10 protein-coding genes are annotated in these 14,880 nt (G+C 35.6%); 9 read left to right on the top strand and 1 reads right to left on the bottom strand.

The features are described from left to right. Nucleotides 1–331: 331 nt before the first annotated feature. The 4 genes from ylqF to topA all read left to right on the top strand — a co-directional run bounded on the left by ylqF (nt 332) and on the right by topA (nt 5,122). Nucleotides 332–1,201 carry a ribosome biogenesis GTPase YlqF gene (ylqF, locus tag GSA01S_RS01330; protein WP_257876989.1) on the top strand — a complete coding sequence of 290 codons (870 nt, stop codon included), beginning with the start codon at nt 332–334 and terminating at the stop codon, nt 1,199–1,201. After that, a complete protein-coding gene (gene rnhB, locus GSA01S_RS01335; RefSeq protein ID WP_066124073.1) occupies nt 1,194–1,982 on the top strand; it encodes a ribonuclease HII in 789 nt (262 codons plus the stop codon). The genes ylqF and rnhB overlap by 8 nt, the downstream gene beginning before the upstream one ends. Before the next feature lie 46 nt (nt 1,983–2,028). Next, nucleotides 2,029–2,928, top strand: coding sequence for a DNA-processing protein DprA (dprA, locus tag GSA01S_RS01340; RefSeq protein WP_066124076.1), 900 nt, complete (start codon nt 2,029–2,031; stop codon nt 2,926–2,928). Between the two features lie 133 nt (nt 2,929–3,061). After that, entirely contained in the window at nt 3,062–5,122 is a 2,061-nt protein-coding gene (gene topA, locus GSA01S_RS01345) for a type I DNA topoisomerase (RefSeq protein WP_066124078.1), read from the top strand. A gap of 285 nt (nt 5,123–5,407) precedes the next feature. Here the strand turns inward: topA and GSA01S_RS01350 are convergent, their stop codons facing one another. Beyond that, the gene (locus GSA01S_RS01350) at nt 5,408–6,568 is read right to left on the bottom strand and encodes a helix-turn-helix transcriptional regulator (protein ID WP_066124080.1); all 1,161 of its coding nucleotides are present in this window, start codon (nt 6,566–6,568) and stop codon (nt 5,408–5,410) included. Nucleotides 6,569–6,858: 290 nt separating this feature from the next. On the opposite strand from GSA01S_RS01350, the gene GSA01S_RS01355 reads away from it, so the two are divergent. The 5 genes from GSA01S_RS01355 to GSA01S_RS01375 all read left to right on the top strand — a co-directional run bounded on the left by GSA01S_RS01355 (nt 6,859) and on the right by GSA01S_RS01375 (nt 14,691). Then, a complete protein-coding gene (locus tag GSA01S_RS01355) occupies nt 6,859–10,362 on the top strand; it encodes a pyruvate carboxylase (RefSeq protein WP_066124081.1) in 3,504 nt (1,167 codons plus the stop codon). Between the two features lie 30 nt (nt 10,363–10,392). After that, the gene (locus GSA01S_RS01360; RefSeq protein ID WP_066124082.1) at nt 10,393–11,580 is read left to right on the top strand and encodes a CapA family protein; all 1,188 of its coding nucleotides are present in this window, start codon (nt 10,393–10,395) and stop codon (nt 11,578–11,580) included. A 261-nt stretch (nt 11,581–11,841) separates the two neighbouring features. Next, nucleotides 11,842–13,698, top strand: a complete 1,857-nt coding sequence (locus GSA01S_RS01365; protein ID WP_066124084.1) for a hypothetical protein — start codon at nt 11,842–11,844, stop codon at nt 13,696–13,698. Nucleotides 13,699–13,838: 140 nt separating this feature from the next. After that, the gene (locus tag GSA01S_RS01370) at nt 13,839–14,198 is read left to right on the top strand and encodes a DUF6568 family protein (protein WP_066124086.1); all 360 of its coding nucleotides are present in this window, start codon (nt 13,839–13,841) and stop codon (nt 14,196–14,198) included. Between the two features lies 1 nt (nt 14,199). Next, complete coding sequence (locus tag GSA01S_RS01375) at nt 14,200–14,691, top strand: hypothetical protein (RefSeq protein ID WP_066124088.1); 492 nt, start codon at nt 14,200–14,202, stop codon at nt 14,689–14,691. Nucleotides 14,692–14,880: the final 189 nt, after the last annotated feature.

Below are 14,880 nucleotides of genomic sequence, written 5' to 3' on the forward strand. Positions count from 1 at the left end.
CGGCGTCTTAATGACTTGTTTGAGACCTACTCAACTATGCGGGGGTAAACAGACGAAGCGATAATTATTTCATTTTATACATCTGGTCCACTCCCAACTGTGCGGGTGGACAGACGAATATAAAATCATTTGAGTTCTATTTCTTGCCTAATCCTATTTTTAACCACTAAACCAATAATAAGGACAACCAAATGAATGTTTATAACAATCTATGAATCAATAAAGACAACAATTTGTTAGTTAAGTCAATCGCTGGAGCAATAATTTCAGATATAAATCAAGTCCTATTTATGGTACAATCGATGAGAATAATTGTAGAAAGGATGATAATGTGACTTCGAGTAATATTCAATGGTTTCCGGGTCATATGGCGAAAGCTAGACGAGAAGCAAATGAAAAATTAAACTTAGTTGATATTGTGATTGAATTGGTCGATGCACGCATTCCTGAATCGAGTCGCAATCCAATGATTGATGAGATTGTCGGTCAAAAACCGCGTGTACTAGTCTTAAATAAGGCTGATTTAGCAGATAAACGAATGACACAACAATGGATTGATTATTATCAAGATATAGGTTTCCCTGCTGTAGCGATTGATGCACAGCATAATGTGGGGTTAAAACAGTTAATGAAGATTTGTAATGAAATCATGCAACCATATTTTGAAAAGCAAAAAGCCAAAGGAGTTAAACCACGTGCAATTCGTTTAATGATTTTAGGGATTCCTAACGTAGGTAAATCGACTTTAATCAATCGTTTTGTTGGTAAAAATCAAGCGATTACCGGTAATAAACCAGGCGTTACAAAAGCACAACGGTGGCTAAAGATGGGGAAAGATTTTGAATTATTAGATACGCCCGGGATTTTATGGCCTAAATTTGAGGATCCTGTAGTCGGTCAAAAATTAGCGATTACCGGTGCTATTAAAGATCAATTACTGCATATGGATGATATTGCGTTAGCTTTGATTGATATTATCCGCAATCGTTATGCCAATATTTTAATTGAACGTTATAAATTAACTGATGAACAAGTACAAGCTGAAACGAGCGTTAATCTTTTAATCGCAATGACAGAAAAAATGGGGTTGAAAGAAGATTATATGACGGCAGCGGAACGTTTTATTTTCGATTATCGTCAAAATAAATTAGGGTCATTAACATTGGACACACCGTATCATGAGGTGTCATTTGATGACTAATTTCTTATCCATTCAAGTAATTAAAGAATTAATCGATTCATTTCAAACAATGGAAGAATTGCAGGCGACTGATTTATTAAAAGATGAGCGTAAAGGTGTGCAAAAATTAATTCAACAGTTTGAAAAACGTTTAACACGAGAAGCATTAGTTAAAGAAGAACATTTACAACGTTTGAGTATTGAAAATAAACTTAGAACACAAGGATTTCAATATATTGCCGGCATTGATGAAGTGGGGCGGGGACCTTTAGCTGGGCCAGTTGTGACAGCGGCTGTTATTTTACCAGAAGATTGTGATGCCTTAATGGGTGTGAATGATTCTAAACAGTTAAGTCATGAAAAACGAGCTTATTTTGTTGACTTAATCAAGGCAACGGCTTTAGCTTATTCTATCACGGTAACGTCTGTTGCAGAAATCGATCAGTTTAATATTTATGAAGCCACTAGACGTTCAATGTTGGAATCAGTTCAAAAACTAACGTTACAACCAGATTTTTTATTACTAGATGCTATGAAAATTGATTCGCCTTTACCACAAGAATCTATCATAAAAGGGGATCAACGTTCTTTGTCGATAGCAGCTGCGAGTATTTTAGCTAAGGAATATCGTGATCAGTTAATGATAGATTATGGTAAAGAGTATCCAGAATTTGGTTTTGAAAAACATATGGGATATGGTACCAAATTACATTTGGCAGCTTTGGCTGAATTTGGTTATACCCCTATCCACCGTCAATCATTTTCACCTGTAGCTCAAACGCTTAAAATTTATAAAAAATGATTCTATTCATCCATGCGTATTTACTTATTAAGGAGAGTGAATACACATGGATTTATCTATTAAAGAGCAAATGATTGGGTTGATATATTCAGGGGTTAATTATCGATCACAAAAATGCTACTTGTCTTATTTATTTCAAGAACACTTACAACAAGAAGCTTTACCAATAAAAGAGATTTATCAAATTATTAAAATGTTACGGCTTAATCACCAATTCACGGATCAAAAAGTGATTGATTGGCAAGTGGCTGAATTGGCATATTTCAAACAATTAGCAAAATCGACGATTATTTTTGGTGAAGCTCACTATCCACCTCTGTGGTATCAATTGGCGCAACCACCTTTATTGCTCTTTTATCAAGGGGATTTATCTTGTTTAAATCGTCCTTTGGTGTCAATCGTAGGTTCACGGCAGACCACGGAATATGGTCGAATGATGACGGAGTCATTAGTAGCTGCTTTTGCCAAAGAAGGTTGGGGTGTAGTTTCGGGCTTGGCGCGTGGTATCGATCGGATTGTGCATGAGACAGCGTTAGCTTATCATTCACGAAGCACTGTAGCCTTGATTGCTAGTGGTCTTAATCGCACCTATCCGCGTGAACACCAGGAGCTTCAACAAAACTTAGCCAAAAATCATTTAGTGATTTCAGAATACTTACCGGATAGTCCGCCTTTAAAGCATCATTTTATTATGCGCAATCGGTTAATAGCGGGGATTTCACCGGTCACTTGTGTGATGGAAGCAGCCCAAAAGAGCGGAAGTTTAATCACTGCTAATTATGCTTTGCAGTGTAATCGTGAAGTATTTGCTTTACCGGGGCGCGTGATTGATAAGCACTCTCAAGGCTGCAATCAATTAATTGCCAGTGGAGCGTATCCTATTTTAAATGTCTCGGAAACAGTGGCTGACATTCGCCAATTATTTAAAAATCAACATTATTTTTAATATTTATATTTGACAACCTGTCTTCTTTCCTATAATATGGTTAACGATTTGAATTAAAAAAATAACGAGTCAGTTTTTGACTATATAATAGAAGGAAAAATTCAAAAAGATTGAAAGAAAGGCAGGTGCGATAATGTCTACCTATAAAAATCTAGTCATTGTCGAGTCGCCAACAAAAGCGAAAACTATTGATCGCTATCTTGGAAAAAATTATAAAGTTGTTGCCAGTAAAGGGCATTTACGTGATCTACCTAAAAGTAAAATGGGAGTCGATATCGAAAATAATTTCGAACCTCATTATATTAGTATTAGGGGACGCGGCGACACGATTAAAGAATTAAGAAAATTGGCGAAAAACTCTGAAAAAGTTTTTCTTGCAGCCGACCCGGACCGTGAAGGTGAAGCTATTGCATGGCATTTATGCCACTTATTAAATTTAGATTTAGATGCAGAAAATCGAGTGGTCTTTAACGAAATTACTAAAGATACTGTTAAGGAAGCATTCAAAACGCCACGTAAAATAAATCAAGACTTAGTAGATGCACAACAAGCACGTCGTATTTTAGACCGTGTAGTAGGGTATTCTATTTCACCTTTATTATGGAAGAAAATTAAAGGCGGTCTATCAGCTGGACGTGTACAATCAGCTACTCTAAAAATTATTATCGATCGTGAAAAAGAAATTCGTAATTTCAAACCTGAAGAGTATTGGAAAATTCCAGCAAAATTTAGTAAAGGTCGTCAAAAATTTGAAGCAGAATTTTACGGTATGGATGGTAAGAAGATGGATTTACCAGATGAAACCGCTGTTCAACAGGTGATGAAACGTTTGGATGAAAAAGCACCTTTCAATGTCACCAATATCGAAGAGAAAGAACGTTTACGTAAATCTTCACCACCCTTTACTACCAGTACCTTACAACAGGAAGCATCTAATCGATTGAATTTTAGAACCAGTAAAACAATGATGGTTGCACAACAATTGTATGAAGGGATTACGATTGGACGCCAAACTGTTGGTTTGATTACTTATATGCGTACCGATTCAACGCGTATCGCACCTTCTGCACAGTCTGCTGCATATGAATTTATTCGTGAGAATTATGGTCCACAATATAATGGTAAATCTAGAGCAACTAAAAACAGTAGCGGAGCCCAAGATGCCCATGAAGCCATTCGACCATCCAATCCAGCAATGACCCCGGACAGCATTAGTGATTCGTTGACTAAAGATCAACTGAGATTGTATTCACTTATTTGGGCACGTTTTATGGCGAGTCAAATGGCTGATGCAGTGTATGATACTATTCGTTGTGATATTGATCAAAACCAAGTTCAATTTAGAGCATCAGGATCACGCATCAAATTTGATGGATTCTTAAAAGTTTATCCAAGTAAAGCGAAAGACAATTACTTACCAGAATTAACTGTCGGTGACGAAGTAAAAGCTGTTGAGTTAGAACCTAAACAACATTTTACTCAACCTCCAGCACGTTATAATGAAGCAAGTTTAATTAAGACTTTAGAAGAAAAAGGCATTGGTCGTCCGTCAACTTATTCACCTACAATCGAAACATTACGCAAGCGTTACTATGTTAAGATGGTTGCGAAACGCTTTGAACCAACCGAATTGGGTGAGATTGTCAATGATGTGATGTCAGAGTTCTTCCCACAGATAGTCGACACAGACTTTACTGCCGAAATGGAACACGAACTTGATTCAATTGAAGAAGGTAAAGAACAATGGGTCAATGTATTAAGTAAGTTCTATGGTGATTTTGAAACGGATTTAACGAAAGCCGAGTCAAAAATCGAAAAGATTGAAATCAAAGACGAACCAGCAGGGTATGATTGTCCGGAATGTGGAAATCCAATGGTCGTTAAAATTGGTCGTTATGGTAAATTCCATGCGTGTAGTAACTTCCCAGATTGTCATCATACCGAAGCCATCGTGAAGAAAGTTGGGGTAAAATGTCCTCTTTGTCACGAAGGTGAAATTATTGAGCGACAATCGAAGAAAAATCGTATCTTCTATGGATGCGACCGTTATCCTGCTTGTGAGTTTGTCTCTTGGGACAAACCAATTGCACGTAACTGTCCAAAATGTGACCACTACCTTGTAGAAAAAACGACTCGTAAAGGTCGCGAAGTAAAATGTAGTAACTGTGATTACCAAGAAGAGGTAGAATCATAATATTAATCAAAAAAGCAGTCAAGCAAATGGAAAATTAATCCATTGGCAGACTGCTTTTTTATGCTATAAAAGGAGTCAAATAACAAACTTGTATTATAGAAAATTAATTTTTTGTTCTTAAATGAGAATATTTGAAAAACAACGCACCTGTTATTTAAATGTTATCTTTGTATCATTAATAATAGCTAGGTTATCGCCATTATTTCATTTATAAAGTGATAGTTTAAGTCAACTATTCGGTCAATGCTTTTTAACTATAATAATCATATGTAACAAATAATGATATTACATGCGTTTTGAATAGCCCTTTGCATATTCCGATGGGCTCATATTAAAAGCTTTGCTGAACGCTCGAGAAAAATATTGAATCGAACCATAGCCTAATTCAGTCGCGATTTGTGTAATCGATAAATTAGATTCACGAATTAATTGACGACTTTTTTCTAATCGTTGTTGGTTAATATAACTTTTTGGTGTGGTATGTTCATATTTATTAAACAACTGTTGCAAAGTAGAGCGTGATAGGTTGAATTCATTGACAAGATCACTCACTTTTAAGGCTACGATATCGCTTTGATGGATGTAATCGATGATTTCATTGAATATATCACTTTCATAGCGTTCACGCATAATAGTTGAACTAGATTCGTTGTTATTTTGATGCAATGACCGATGGAGTGCAAAGACGAGATTATCCAATTGATTCCAAACTTTATCGGCACCTAATGGTAAACTCAAGTCCTGATGCAAGACATCATATAACGGAGCTAGATATTCTGTCGCATTGATTAAGTTCTTAATTAATGCTGAGTCGATGCCTTCTGCAGTAAAGCGGATTGAATGTGTGAGTGTTCGTTTGTCAGCGTGATGAAATCTTATACTTGGTGTATCCGGTGGTAAAATCATTAAGTGGCCTTTAGTTAAAGTATGAACCGTATGATTAATTTCAATGTTGAATTGTCCCGACTCTACGATAATGATTTCAAAATGAGATTGCTTAACAAATTTTTTGCGGTAGTCTTCTGAGTAAAGCGTACTAACAGTGGATACAATGGTTAACAAATTAAAGGATACAGGTGTTGATTGGGCAGTAAAAATCTTATCTAATTTAATATAAGAAGGTTCTGCTTTGATTTGGGTTGATAGGTTGACAGTCGCACTGGAAGAAAGGCATAAGACATTGAACTCAATCCCTTTTCTTAAAGTGACTTCCGATTCAATTAGATAAGTTTGAAATCGATCTGTTTCGGCTATTTTAATGACTAATAATGTTAAGCCCTTGATGGGAGTGATCTTAACCGGCACTTCAAAATGGAACAGTGTTTGCGTATGATTGGCATTTAAGTTGATTTGACGATGATAGATATATTCCTTAGTTGAAGAGGGATTCTTTGGATTTTCAAAAAAATAAGCGGTATGATCAAACTTTTGATTAGTAAAATACATTCCAATGACCTCCATGAGTTTTTGATAATACTATTATATACTAATAAAGATAAATTATCATCTTTAATTATCTAATTTTGACAATCATTTCTTTGATAAAGACAATTGACCGGCTAAGTTGAATATTTTATTATTAAAAGAAATCATTAAATTTAAAAATAAATGAGAAACTTTCTCATTTTGTGCTATAATACTCCTATATATTCCATAAGTTTTCGTGAGTGAAATGATGCTTACCAATTTACTTGGATGAATAGACAGAAGATGTAGACCAACGAGGAGGATTTATCATGAATAAAATTAAGAAAGTGCTAATCGCCAATCGTGGAGAGATTGCGATTCGCATTGGACGTGCATGTAAGGAGCTTGGCATTAACACTGTTAGTATTTACTCAAAGGAAGATATTGGCACCTTGCATCGTCAAAAAACGGATGAATCTTACTTAATTGGGGAAGATTTAGGTCCTATCGAAGCGTACCTAGATATTGAAGGAATTATTGCCTTAGCAAAAGAAAAATTAGTCGATGCGATACACCCTGGGTATGGATTTTTAAGTGAAAATGAAACTTTTGCTAGAAGATGTCAAGAAGAGGGAATTATTTTTATTGGACCCGAGTTAAGACATTTAGAAATGTTTGGTAATAAAACCCGTGCACGCGAAACAGCGATTAGTGCTGGACTGCCAGTTATTCCAGGAAGTGAGGGTATAATTCAATCTCTTGCAGAAGCTGAAGCGTTTGCGGCAACAACCGGTTACCCATTAATGATTAAAGCAGTCAGTGGTGGTGGCGGCAAAGGAATGCGTATCGTTCATTCGGCTAGTGAATTAGCTGAGAGTTATGAACGAGCAAAGTCTGAAGCTAAATCATCTTTTGGTGATGATCGCTTATATATAGAAAAATATATTGCCAATCCTAAACATATCGAGGTGCAAATATTAGGGGATCAACACGGCAATGTCATTCATTTATATGAACGAGATTGTTCAATCCAAAGACGCCATCAAAAAGTAGTGGAAGTGGCTCCTTCGTTCGGCTTGCAACCAGAGATGCGTCAAAAATTAACAGATGCTTCCTTGCAATTAATGCAACATGTCGGTTATGTTAATGCGGGTACGGTAGAGTTTTTAGTTGCCGATGATGAATTTTACTTTATTGAGGTCAACCCGCGTGTCCAAGTAGAACATACTATTACTGAATTAGTAACAGGCGTTGATATCGTGAAAACACAAATTCAAATTGCCGATGGTGAAAGTTTATTTGGCGAGGAGATTGGTATTCCACCACAAGACCAAATAGTGACAAGAGGATATGCCATTCAATGTCGTATTACGACTGAAGACCCATTAAATGATTTTGCACCGGATTCTGGCACTATCGTCAGTTATCAATCGCCAGGCGGAACAGGAATTCGTCTAGATGCTGGTGATGCCTTTTCGGGTTCAATGATTACACCGTATTATGATTCGCTTTTAGTCAAAATATCATCTTATGCTATTCATAAAAAAGGTGCGATTGTTAAAATGTCACGTGCATTGGATGAAATTCAAATTTCAGGTGTTAAAACGAATATTCGTTTCCTAGAAAATATTATTCATCATCCTGACTTTATGTTAGGAGACTATCATACTAACTTTATTGCTGAGAAAGTTGAGTTGTTTGACTTTGTTCCTCCACGAGAACGAGGAGTAAAATTACTTAAATATATTGCCAATGTGACTGTCAATGGTTTTCCTGGTATTGAAAAGATAGATAAACCTGATTTTACAAGACGTGAAATACCGACTGTTGAAGGGGTTCGCTCTAGTATTCACCCAGCAAGCTTCAATAAAGCGAGTCGCAACCGATTAAAAACAGTCCCCTCAGCGATACAGCAACCTACTTGGAAGCAACTATTAAATGACAAGGGCCCAAGCGCAGTCTCTAAATTACTATTAGAAGAAAAATCGACTCTATTAACCGATACCACTTTACGCGATGCTCATCAGTCCGTTTTAACGACTCGTATGAGAACAACCGATATGTTAAAAGTAGCACCGTATATTAATGCAACGATGAAAGATCATTTCTCACTTGAAATGTGGGGTGGTGCGACCTTTGATGTGGCTTATAATTTCTTAAAAGAAAGTCCATGGGAAAGATTACAGCAATTACGTGAATTAATTCCCGATATTCCATTCCAAATGTTATTGAGAGCCGCTAATGCAGTCGGTTATCAAAATTATCCAGACAATGTCGTTCAACGATTTATTAAAGAAAGTGCGCATGCTGGCATTGATGTTTTTCGTATTTTTGACTCATTAAACTGGGTCGAAGCCATGAAATTACCGATTGAAACGGCCTTGAAAACTGATAAATTTGTCGAAGGAACCTTGTGTTATACAGGAGATATTTTAAATCCAGAGCGTTCTTCTTTATATACATTAGAATATTATGTTAATTTAGCACGCGAACTTGAATCATTAGGCGTTCATGCGATTGCGATTAAAGATATGGCGGGACTATTAAAACCGGAGGCAGCTTATCAATTAGTTAAAGCCTTAAAAGAGGAAGTTGCTTTACCGATTCATCTACATACGCATGATACAGCTGGTAATGGTGTTTTAACTTATTCACGAGCAATTGATGCGGGCGTCGATATTGTTGATACCGCAAATCCAGCTTTAAGTGGTCAAAATTCGCAACCTAATGCCAATTCACTATACTATGCCCGTCAAGGGACCAACCGACAAATCAAGTTAAATGTGGAAGTTAATGATGTGTTAACTAATTATTGGAAAGTGACACGTCAATATTATCGTCCATTTGAGACCGATTTAACAACAGCTTGGACACCGGTTTATCAATATGAAATGCCTGGTGGCCAATACTCAAATTTAAAGATGCAAGCTGAATCCCTAGGTTTAGGGGACCGTTTTGATGAAGTAAGTGCAATGTATCGTCGAGTGAATTTATTATTTGGGGATATTATTAAAGTAACACCTTCTTCTAAAGTTGTAGGTGATATGGCACTATTTATGGTACAAAATGATTTAGATGAAGCTTCAGTCATTGAAAAAGGGGCTAAATTAGACTTTCCTGCTTCAGTTGTCTCCTTCTTTAAAGGCGAAATTGGTCAACCGGCAGGCAAGATGAACGAAGACTTACAAAAGGTTGTTTTAAAAGGAGAAGCTGCTTTCACTCAAAGACCGGGTGAATTGATGACGGAATTTGATTTTGAAGCATTGAGAGAAGACTTATCTAAACGACTCTATACACCAGTAAACGAACAATTATTATTAAGTGGTGCTTTATATCCAAAAGTGACCCAAGAATTTCTTGATTTTGTTGAAAAATATGGTAAGGTAAGTGTGTTAGAGACACCAACTTTCTTCTATGGGATGAAACCCCATGAAACAATTTCAGTTGAGTTACAACCAGGAAAAACAATCAATATTGAATTGACTTCAATCGGTTCAGTTAAATCAAATGGGTTAAGGACAGTTTACTTTAACTTAAATGGACTATCACAAAAAGTTGAAGTCCATGATTTATCCGCCAAAACGACTGTGGATATTAGACCATTGGCCGACCGTCAAAATGATAACCATATTGCAGCTCAAATGCCCGGAACTGTATTTGCTATTAAAGTTAAAGAAGGCGACCAAGTTGAAGCGGGACAATTATTGATTATTACGGAAGCAATGAAGATGGAGACATCGATTGTTGCGACTAAACCGGGTGTGGTGAAGAAATTGTACATCCAAGAAAAAGATTCAATCAAAGCAGGGGAGTTATTGATTGAATTAGGCTAATAGTATTAAGATAAGAGAGAGAGCATATAGATGAAAAGATTAAGAAACATTTTGTTATTAAGTGCATTAACCTTATTAAATGTCGCTTGTCAAAGTCCAACTACTAATTCTCAAGCCAATGATGCGCAAACGACTACGGTAAGTGCTCAAGATGCTACGACTACCGTAAGTACTGAAGAAGCGGATGAAGCAAACGCTGATGCTGAAGGGGAGACTCCTACTAAAGAAGGACGTTCGGTGACCATTCGTTCGATCGGTGATATTTTAATTCACGACTGGGTTTACGACAATGCAGCGACTGCTGATGGCTATGACTTTACTCCAATGTTTGAACCCATTAAAAAATATTTAGAAAATGCGGACATCACGACGGCTAATTTAGAAGTGATTGCTGCTGGTGATACTTACCCATTATCTACTTATCCAGCCTTTAATGCCCCTTCGGAAATTATTGATGCATTAAAAACGGTTGGGGTGGATATTGTCAATAATGCTACTAACCACTCAATGGACTTAGGAGCAAAAGGAGCTTATGCTTCAATTGAAGCTTTGAAAGAACGTGATATGCCTTATGTTGGTAGCTATGAAAGTTGGGATGATTATAATAATATGCGCGTTTTAGACGCGAATGGTGTTAAAGTAGGATTCCTTTCTTATAGTTATGGTGCAAATGGGAATTATATTCCTGAAGATCAAGCCTATCTTTTAAGTTTAATTGATACGAATTTAATGCCATTAGAAGTTGAAGCTTTAAATAAAATTTCGGATATTTCAGTGGTGATGATTCACAATGGTGAAGAATATGATACATTACCGTCTGTCTATCAAGCTAATGTCAACAATGTCGTGCGTAATGCTGGAGCGAATTTTATTTTAGGTGGTCATCCTCATGTACCACAACCGTTTATTGTGTATAACAAGCATCAAGCCGCAATGTTTTCTCATGGTAACTTTTTATCAGGTCAAGTCGAACAAGAAAACAAAGTAGGGGGCATTGCCGAGTATACCTTTACCGAAGTGGATGGCGAATTTGAAATTAGTAAAATACGTTTTATGCCGACATATTGTATCGGTGCTCAATTCGAAGATTATTATGTCGTACCTTTGGCAGATTGGGAACAATATGGCATTTACAATGGCGATGGTTTGTTTGCTGATTTAGAAGAACGCATGACCTATTACTCAAACTTAGTTGAAGTGGTTGATTATTTAGACTAACTTTAGAGTAGGTGACCTTCCCCAAAGGTTGAATATAGTTCTCTAGAAAAGTCCCATGATTGTTTTAGATGCTATTTTAAGGATTATTGACTAATAATATAAGAATTTTACCCTCAAGCTTTATTTTATACTTAACGCTAGTAGGCAAGGTGGACCAACGAAGTGGAAATTATTTGATTTTCTACTTCTGGTCCACTCTTTTTTATATGCTCAAAAGTATTTGGCATTATTTTTACGTACCTATTCTTAGGAGGGTGTACAATGAAAAAATGGCATTTAATTACATTGATAGTATTTTTAATCATGACGATAGTACCGCACACTGTGACAGCACAAGCCGTTGAGTTAGCTCAACCTTACCAATTAATTACTAACTGGGAAGGAGACATCATTAATCAGGAAAATTGTCAAATTTTAATCCAAAACCAGTTTAATCAAAGTGACAATATGAGTGAACTTAATCAATTGATAACGAATTATCAAACAACTTTATCCGAATTAGAAAGCGAATTTAATCGCTTAACCAGTGAAATTGAATCTCTCGAACACAATGAAAACTATTCGATTATTCAAGCAACCAACACCTTAAATGAAGTCATCGAAGCAACTTATTTAACGCTGCAGACAACCGAACCGGAATTTAATAACCTTACAGAAGCGGAACAATTAAGTTTGGTGGAAATGGATCAAAATGTCATTGAGTGGCAACAATACTTGGAGGGAATTATTCAACAACAAAACGAAGTCATTGCTTCACGCTCAATGGTCGAAACACAGTATCATGAGACCCTATATTTATTGGAAGTAGCACAAAATCAATTAGCTGAAAATCAAATGGCTGATCAACAATTGAATCAATGTCTTCTATATGCTTATTCTGTGCCTAAGATCAATGCGGAAAGTTTTTTAATTGATCACCAAATGAGTAGTTTAACCGAATATTTAGCTAATTTAGATTTCTATTTATCACAATTAGTACCATATCCTTATTATCAACTACGATTTGAAGATATTTATCAACAATTTACTCAAATTTTAACAATTGAGGAGATAACGCAAACACTTAACTTAAAAGGGAATATTCAGCTAGACGATGATTTAAAGTGCGCCTATCAATATCGAAAAGAATTGAGCATTAATGATGTGATTCGCTTTGTCAGCATCGCACAAAATGATGTTTATCAAAGTCAAACCAGTGAAGACTATCTGATAAGGTATCAGGAATTATTATTAATTAAAGAAGCACAATTTCTTTATTTTAGTCAAATTAACGCCAATGCATGGCAACTAATTAAAGATCATTTAGCAAATTTTTTAAATCATCAAGGTTATGTAAGTGATGATGCGATTGCTTTAGTACGTCAACTTAATCAGAAATATCAAGTAAAAATGGTCACCTTTAATGAAGCGACTCAAACTTGGCACCCGGTCGAAGCATCAACTACCGGTTATTTAGCAGAATACTATTACCGTGACATCGATTGGCATACGCTTGTCGAAGAAGAAACCACGAGCGACATTGAAGTGGAAGATAATAATGCAATTACTGAATCATCAAATAATGAAGATACAAAAGAAGATGAATCTACCCATAATATAGTGGACAATTCATCTAACCAAGAGTCTCCATCATCGACTAAGCCATTATCGGGTTCAAGATATTCTGCTAATCGTAGCACGAATACCCAACAGGTACCATCGACAACAAAATCAAGTAATAACACTAATACGCTGGACAATATTAAAGCAAAATTAGCAACCAATCAAAAGACTAACAACAACAAGCAATCAAATTTAAATAAAAACAATATCTCAACAGAGAAATCGAATAATCAGTCGTCCCAGAAAAAGACACAATCAAATAATAATCAATCGAGTGAAAAGGATCGTAATAATCAAGCAAATGATACAGAAGCCAATAAGACTAACAATCAGCAACAGTCATCATCCAACGCAAATAAAAAGCAAACGGTCCAATTACCAACAACTGGAGAACAACAAAGAGCCATGACTTGGGCATTGATTTTGTTAATGTTAGGTGCTATTTTAATCTTAATTTCAACTATTTATAAACGCAAGCAACGTCAAAAATTGGATGAGATTGATTTAGATGCTTAAATAAAATTTTCATCATTTAAACTTATTTCCTATATATGTAGTCATACTTGATATTAACTCCAATATAATAATCAGTCCTCATTAAGTGAATTTCCCTTATAACTATGTTACAATTTACTCATATTATGGAGGTAGATAAAATGAATGAAATCGAAACTTATTTAGAACAAATTAAAGTATTTGAGGAAATTTCACCAGTCAAAGGGATTGAATTATTAGAACAAGAGGGGACAAATATTTATATCGGAAGAAAAACTTGTCCATACTGCCGTCGCTTTGTAAATAAATTAAATAAAGTAGCACAGGAGTATCAATATAAAATTTACTTAATTGATTCAGAAAGTGAAGAATATGATTTCAAAGATATTCAATCATTCCGCGAACAATTTAACATTCCTACTGTACCAGGATTTTTAGTTAAACAAGCTTCAGGTGTCGCAGTTCGTTGTGACAGTTCAATGACTGAAGAAGAAATCGTTCAAATGATAGAAGAGAAGTAAAATGAAAAAACTTCTCCTACTTTTAATCCTTTGTACATTTATTATTGGATGTGATAATAAAGAGGAAGTGGAAACTGATCATTCTACGAGTGAAGCTACTATCGAGATGACTACCCAAACCCTTGAGGATACCTTAGCGGAAATTTCAACAACCTTAGAGGCGACCACTGAAGAAATAATAATAGCTGAAACTACTGAAGAAGTAACAACTGTAGTAGATACTACACCACTGTCAGATGGTATTTATACCTCAACTGAAATTATTAATTGGAGTAGCCCAGTTAAGCCAGCAGAAAAAGGGCTGAAACGGATTATCAAAATACTGCAAGATAAAAAAGAATATTATGATGCGATTGAATATTTATTTTATGTCGAAAATATTAGTCATAACCCGGAAGAGTATCATGTGCGTGTGATTCAAAATTTTTCAGATCAACAAATCGAAGTAGGTAACTTTATCTTACATGGTGAAGATGTGGAAACTCAAAATTAACAGATGGCATAAACAATAAGTAGGTTGAAATTAAAACTAAAGAATTAGGTCTTGGAGCCATATTTTTGTAAGAAGGATTAATAAAATAAATCCAAATCTAAATGACATCATAAGTGACCACTCTTTTGTTACAAAAATAGACATTTAAATAAGACTGAACCGAAAGTATTATTTTGGTTCAGTCTTTTT

Source organism: Globicatella sanguinis NBRC 15551, from assembly GCF_001552295.1.
In the GTDB taxonomy this organism is placed as follows: domain Bacteria; phylum Bacillota; class Bacilli; order Lactobacillales; family Aerococcaceae; genus Globicatella; species Globicatella sanguinis.

Coding starts and splice junctions, on each gene's coding strand:
- rnhB (WP_066124073.1), top strand. CDS start 1,194: ATGACTAATTTCTTATCCATTCAAGTAATTAAAGAATTAATCGATTCA.
- dprA (WP_066124076.1), top strand. CDS start 2,029: ATGGATTTATCTATTAAAGAGCAAATGATTGGGTTGATATATTCAGGG.
- topA (WP_066124078.1), top strand. CDS start 3,062: ATGTCTACCTATAAAAATCTAGTCATTGTCGAGTCGCCAACAAAAGCG.
- GSA01S_RS01350 (WP_066124080.1), bottom strand. CDS start 6,568: ATGTATTTTACTAATCAAAAGTTTGATCATACCGCTTATTTTTTTGAA.
- GSA01S_RS01355 (WP_066124081.1), top strand. CDS start 6,859: ATGAATAAAATTAAGAAAGTGCTAATCGCCAATCGTGGAGAGATTGCG.
- GSA01S_RS01360 (WP_066124082.1), top strand. CDS start 10,393: ATGAAAAGATTAAGAAACATTTTGTTATTAAGTGCATTAACCTTATTA.
- GSA01S_RS01365 (WP_066124084.1), top strand. CDS start 11,842: ATGAAAAAATGGCATTTAATTACATTGATAGTATTTTTAATCATGACG.
- GSA01S_RS01370 (WP_066124086.1), top strand. CDS start 13,839: ATGAATGAAATCGAAACTTATTTAGAACAAATTAAAGTATTTGAGGAA.
- GSA01S_RS01375 (WP_066124088.1), top strand. CDS start 14,200: ATGAAAAAACTTCTCCTACTTTTAATCCTTTGTACATTTATTATTGGA.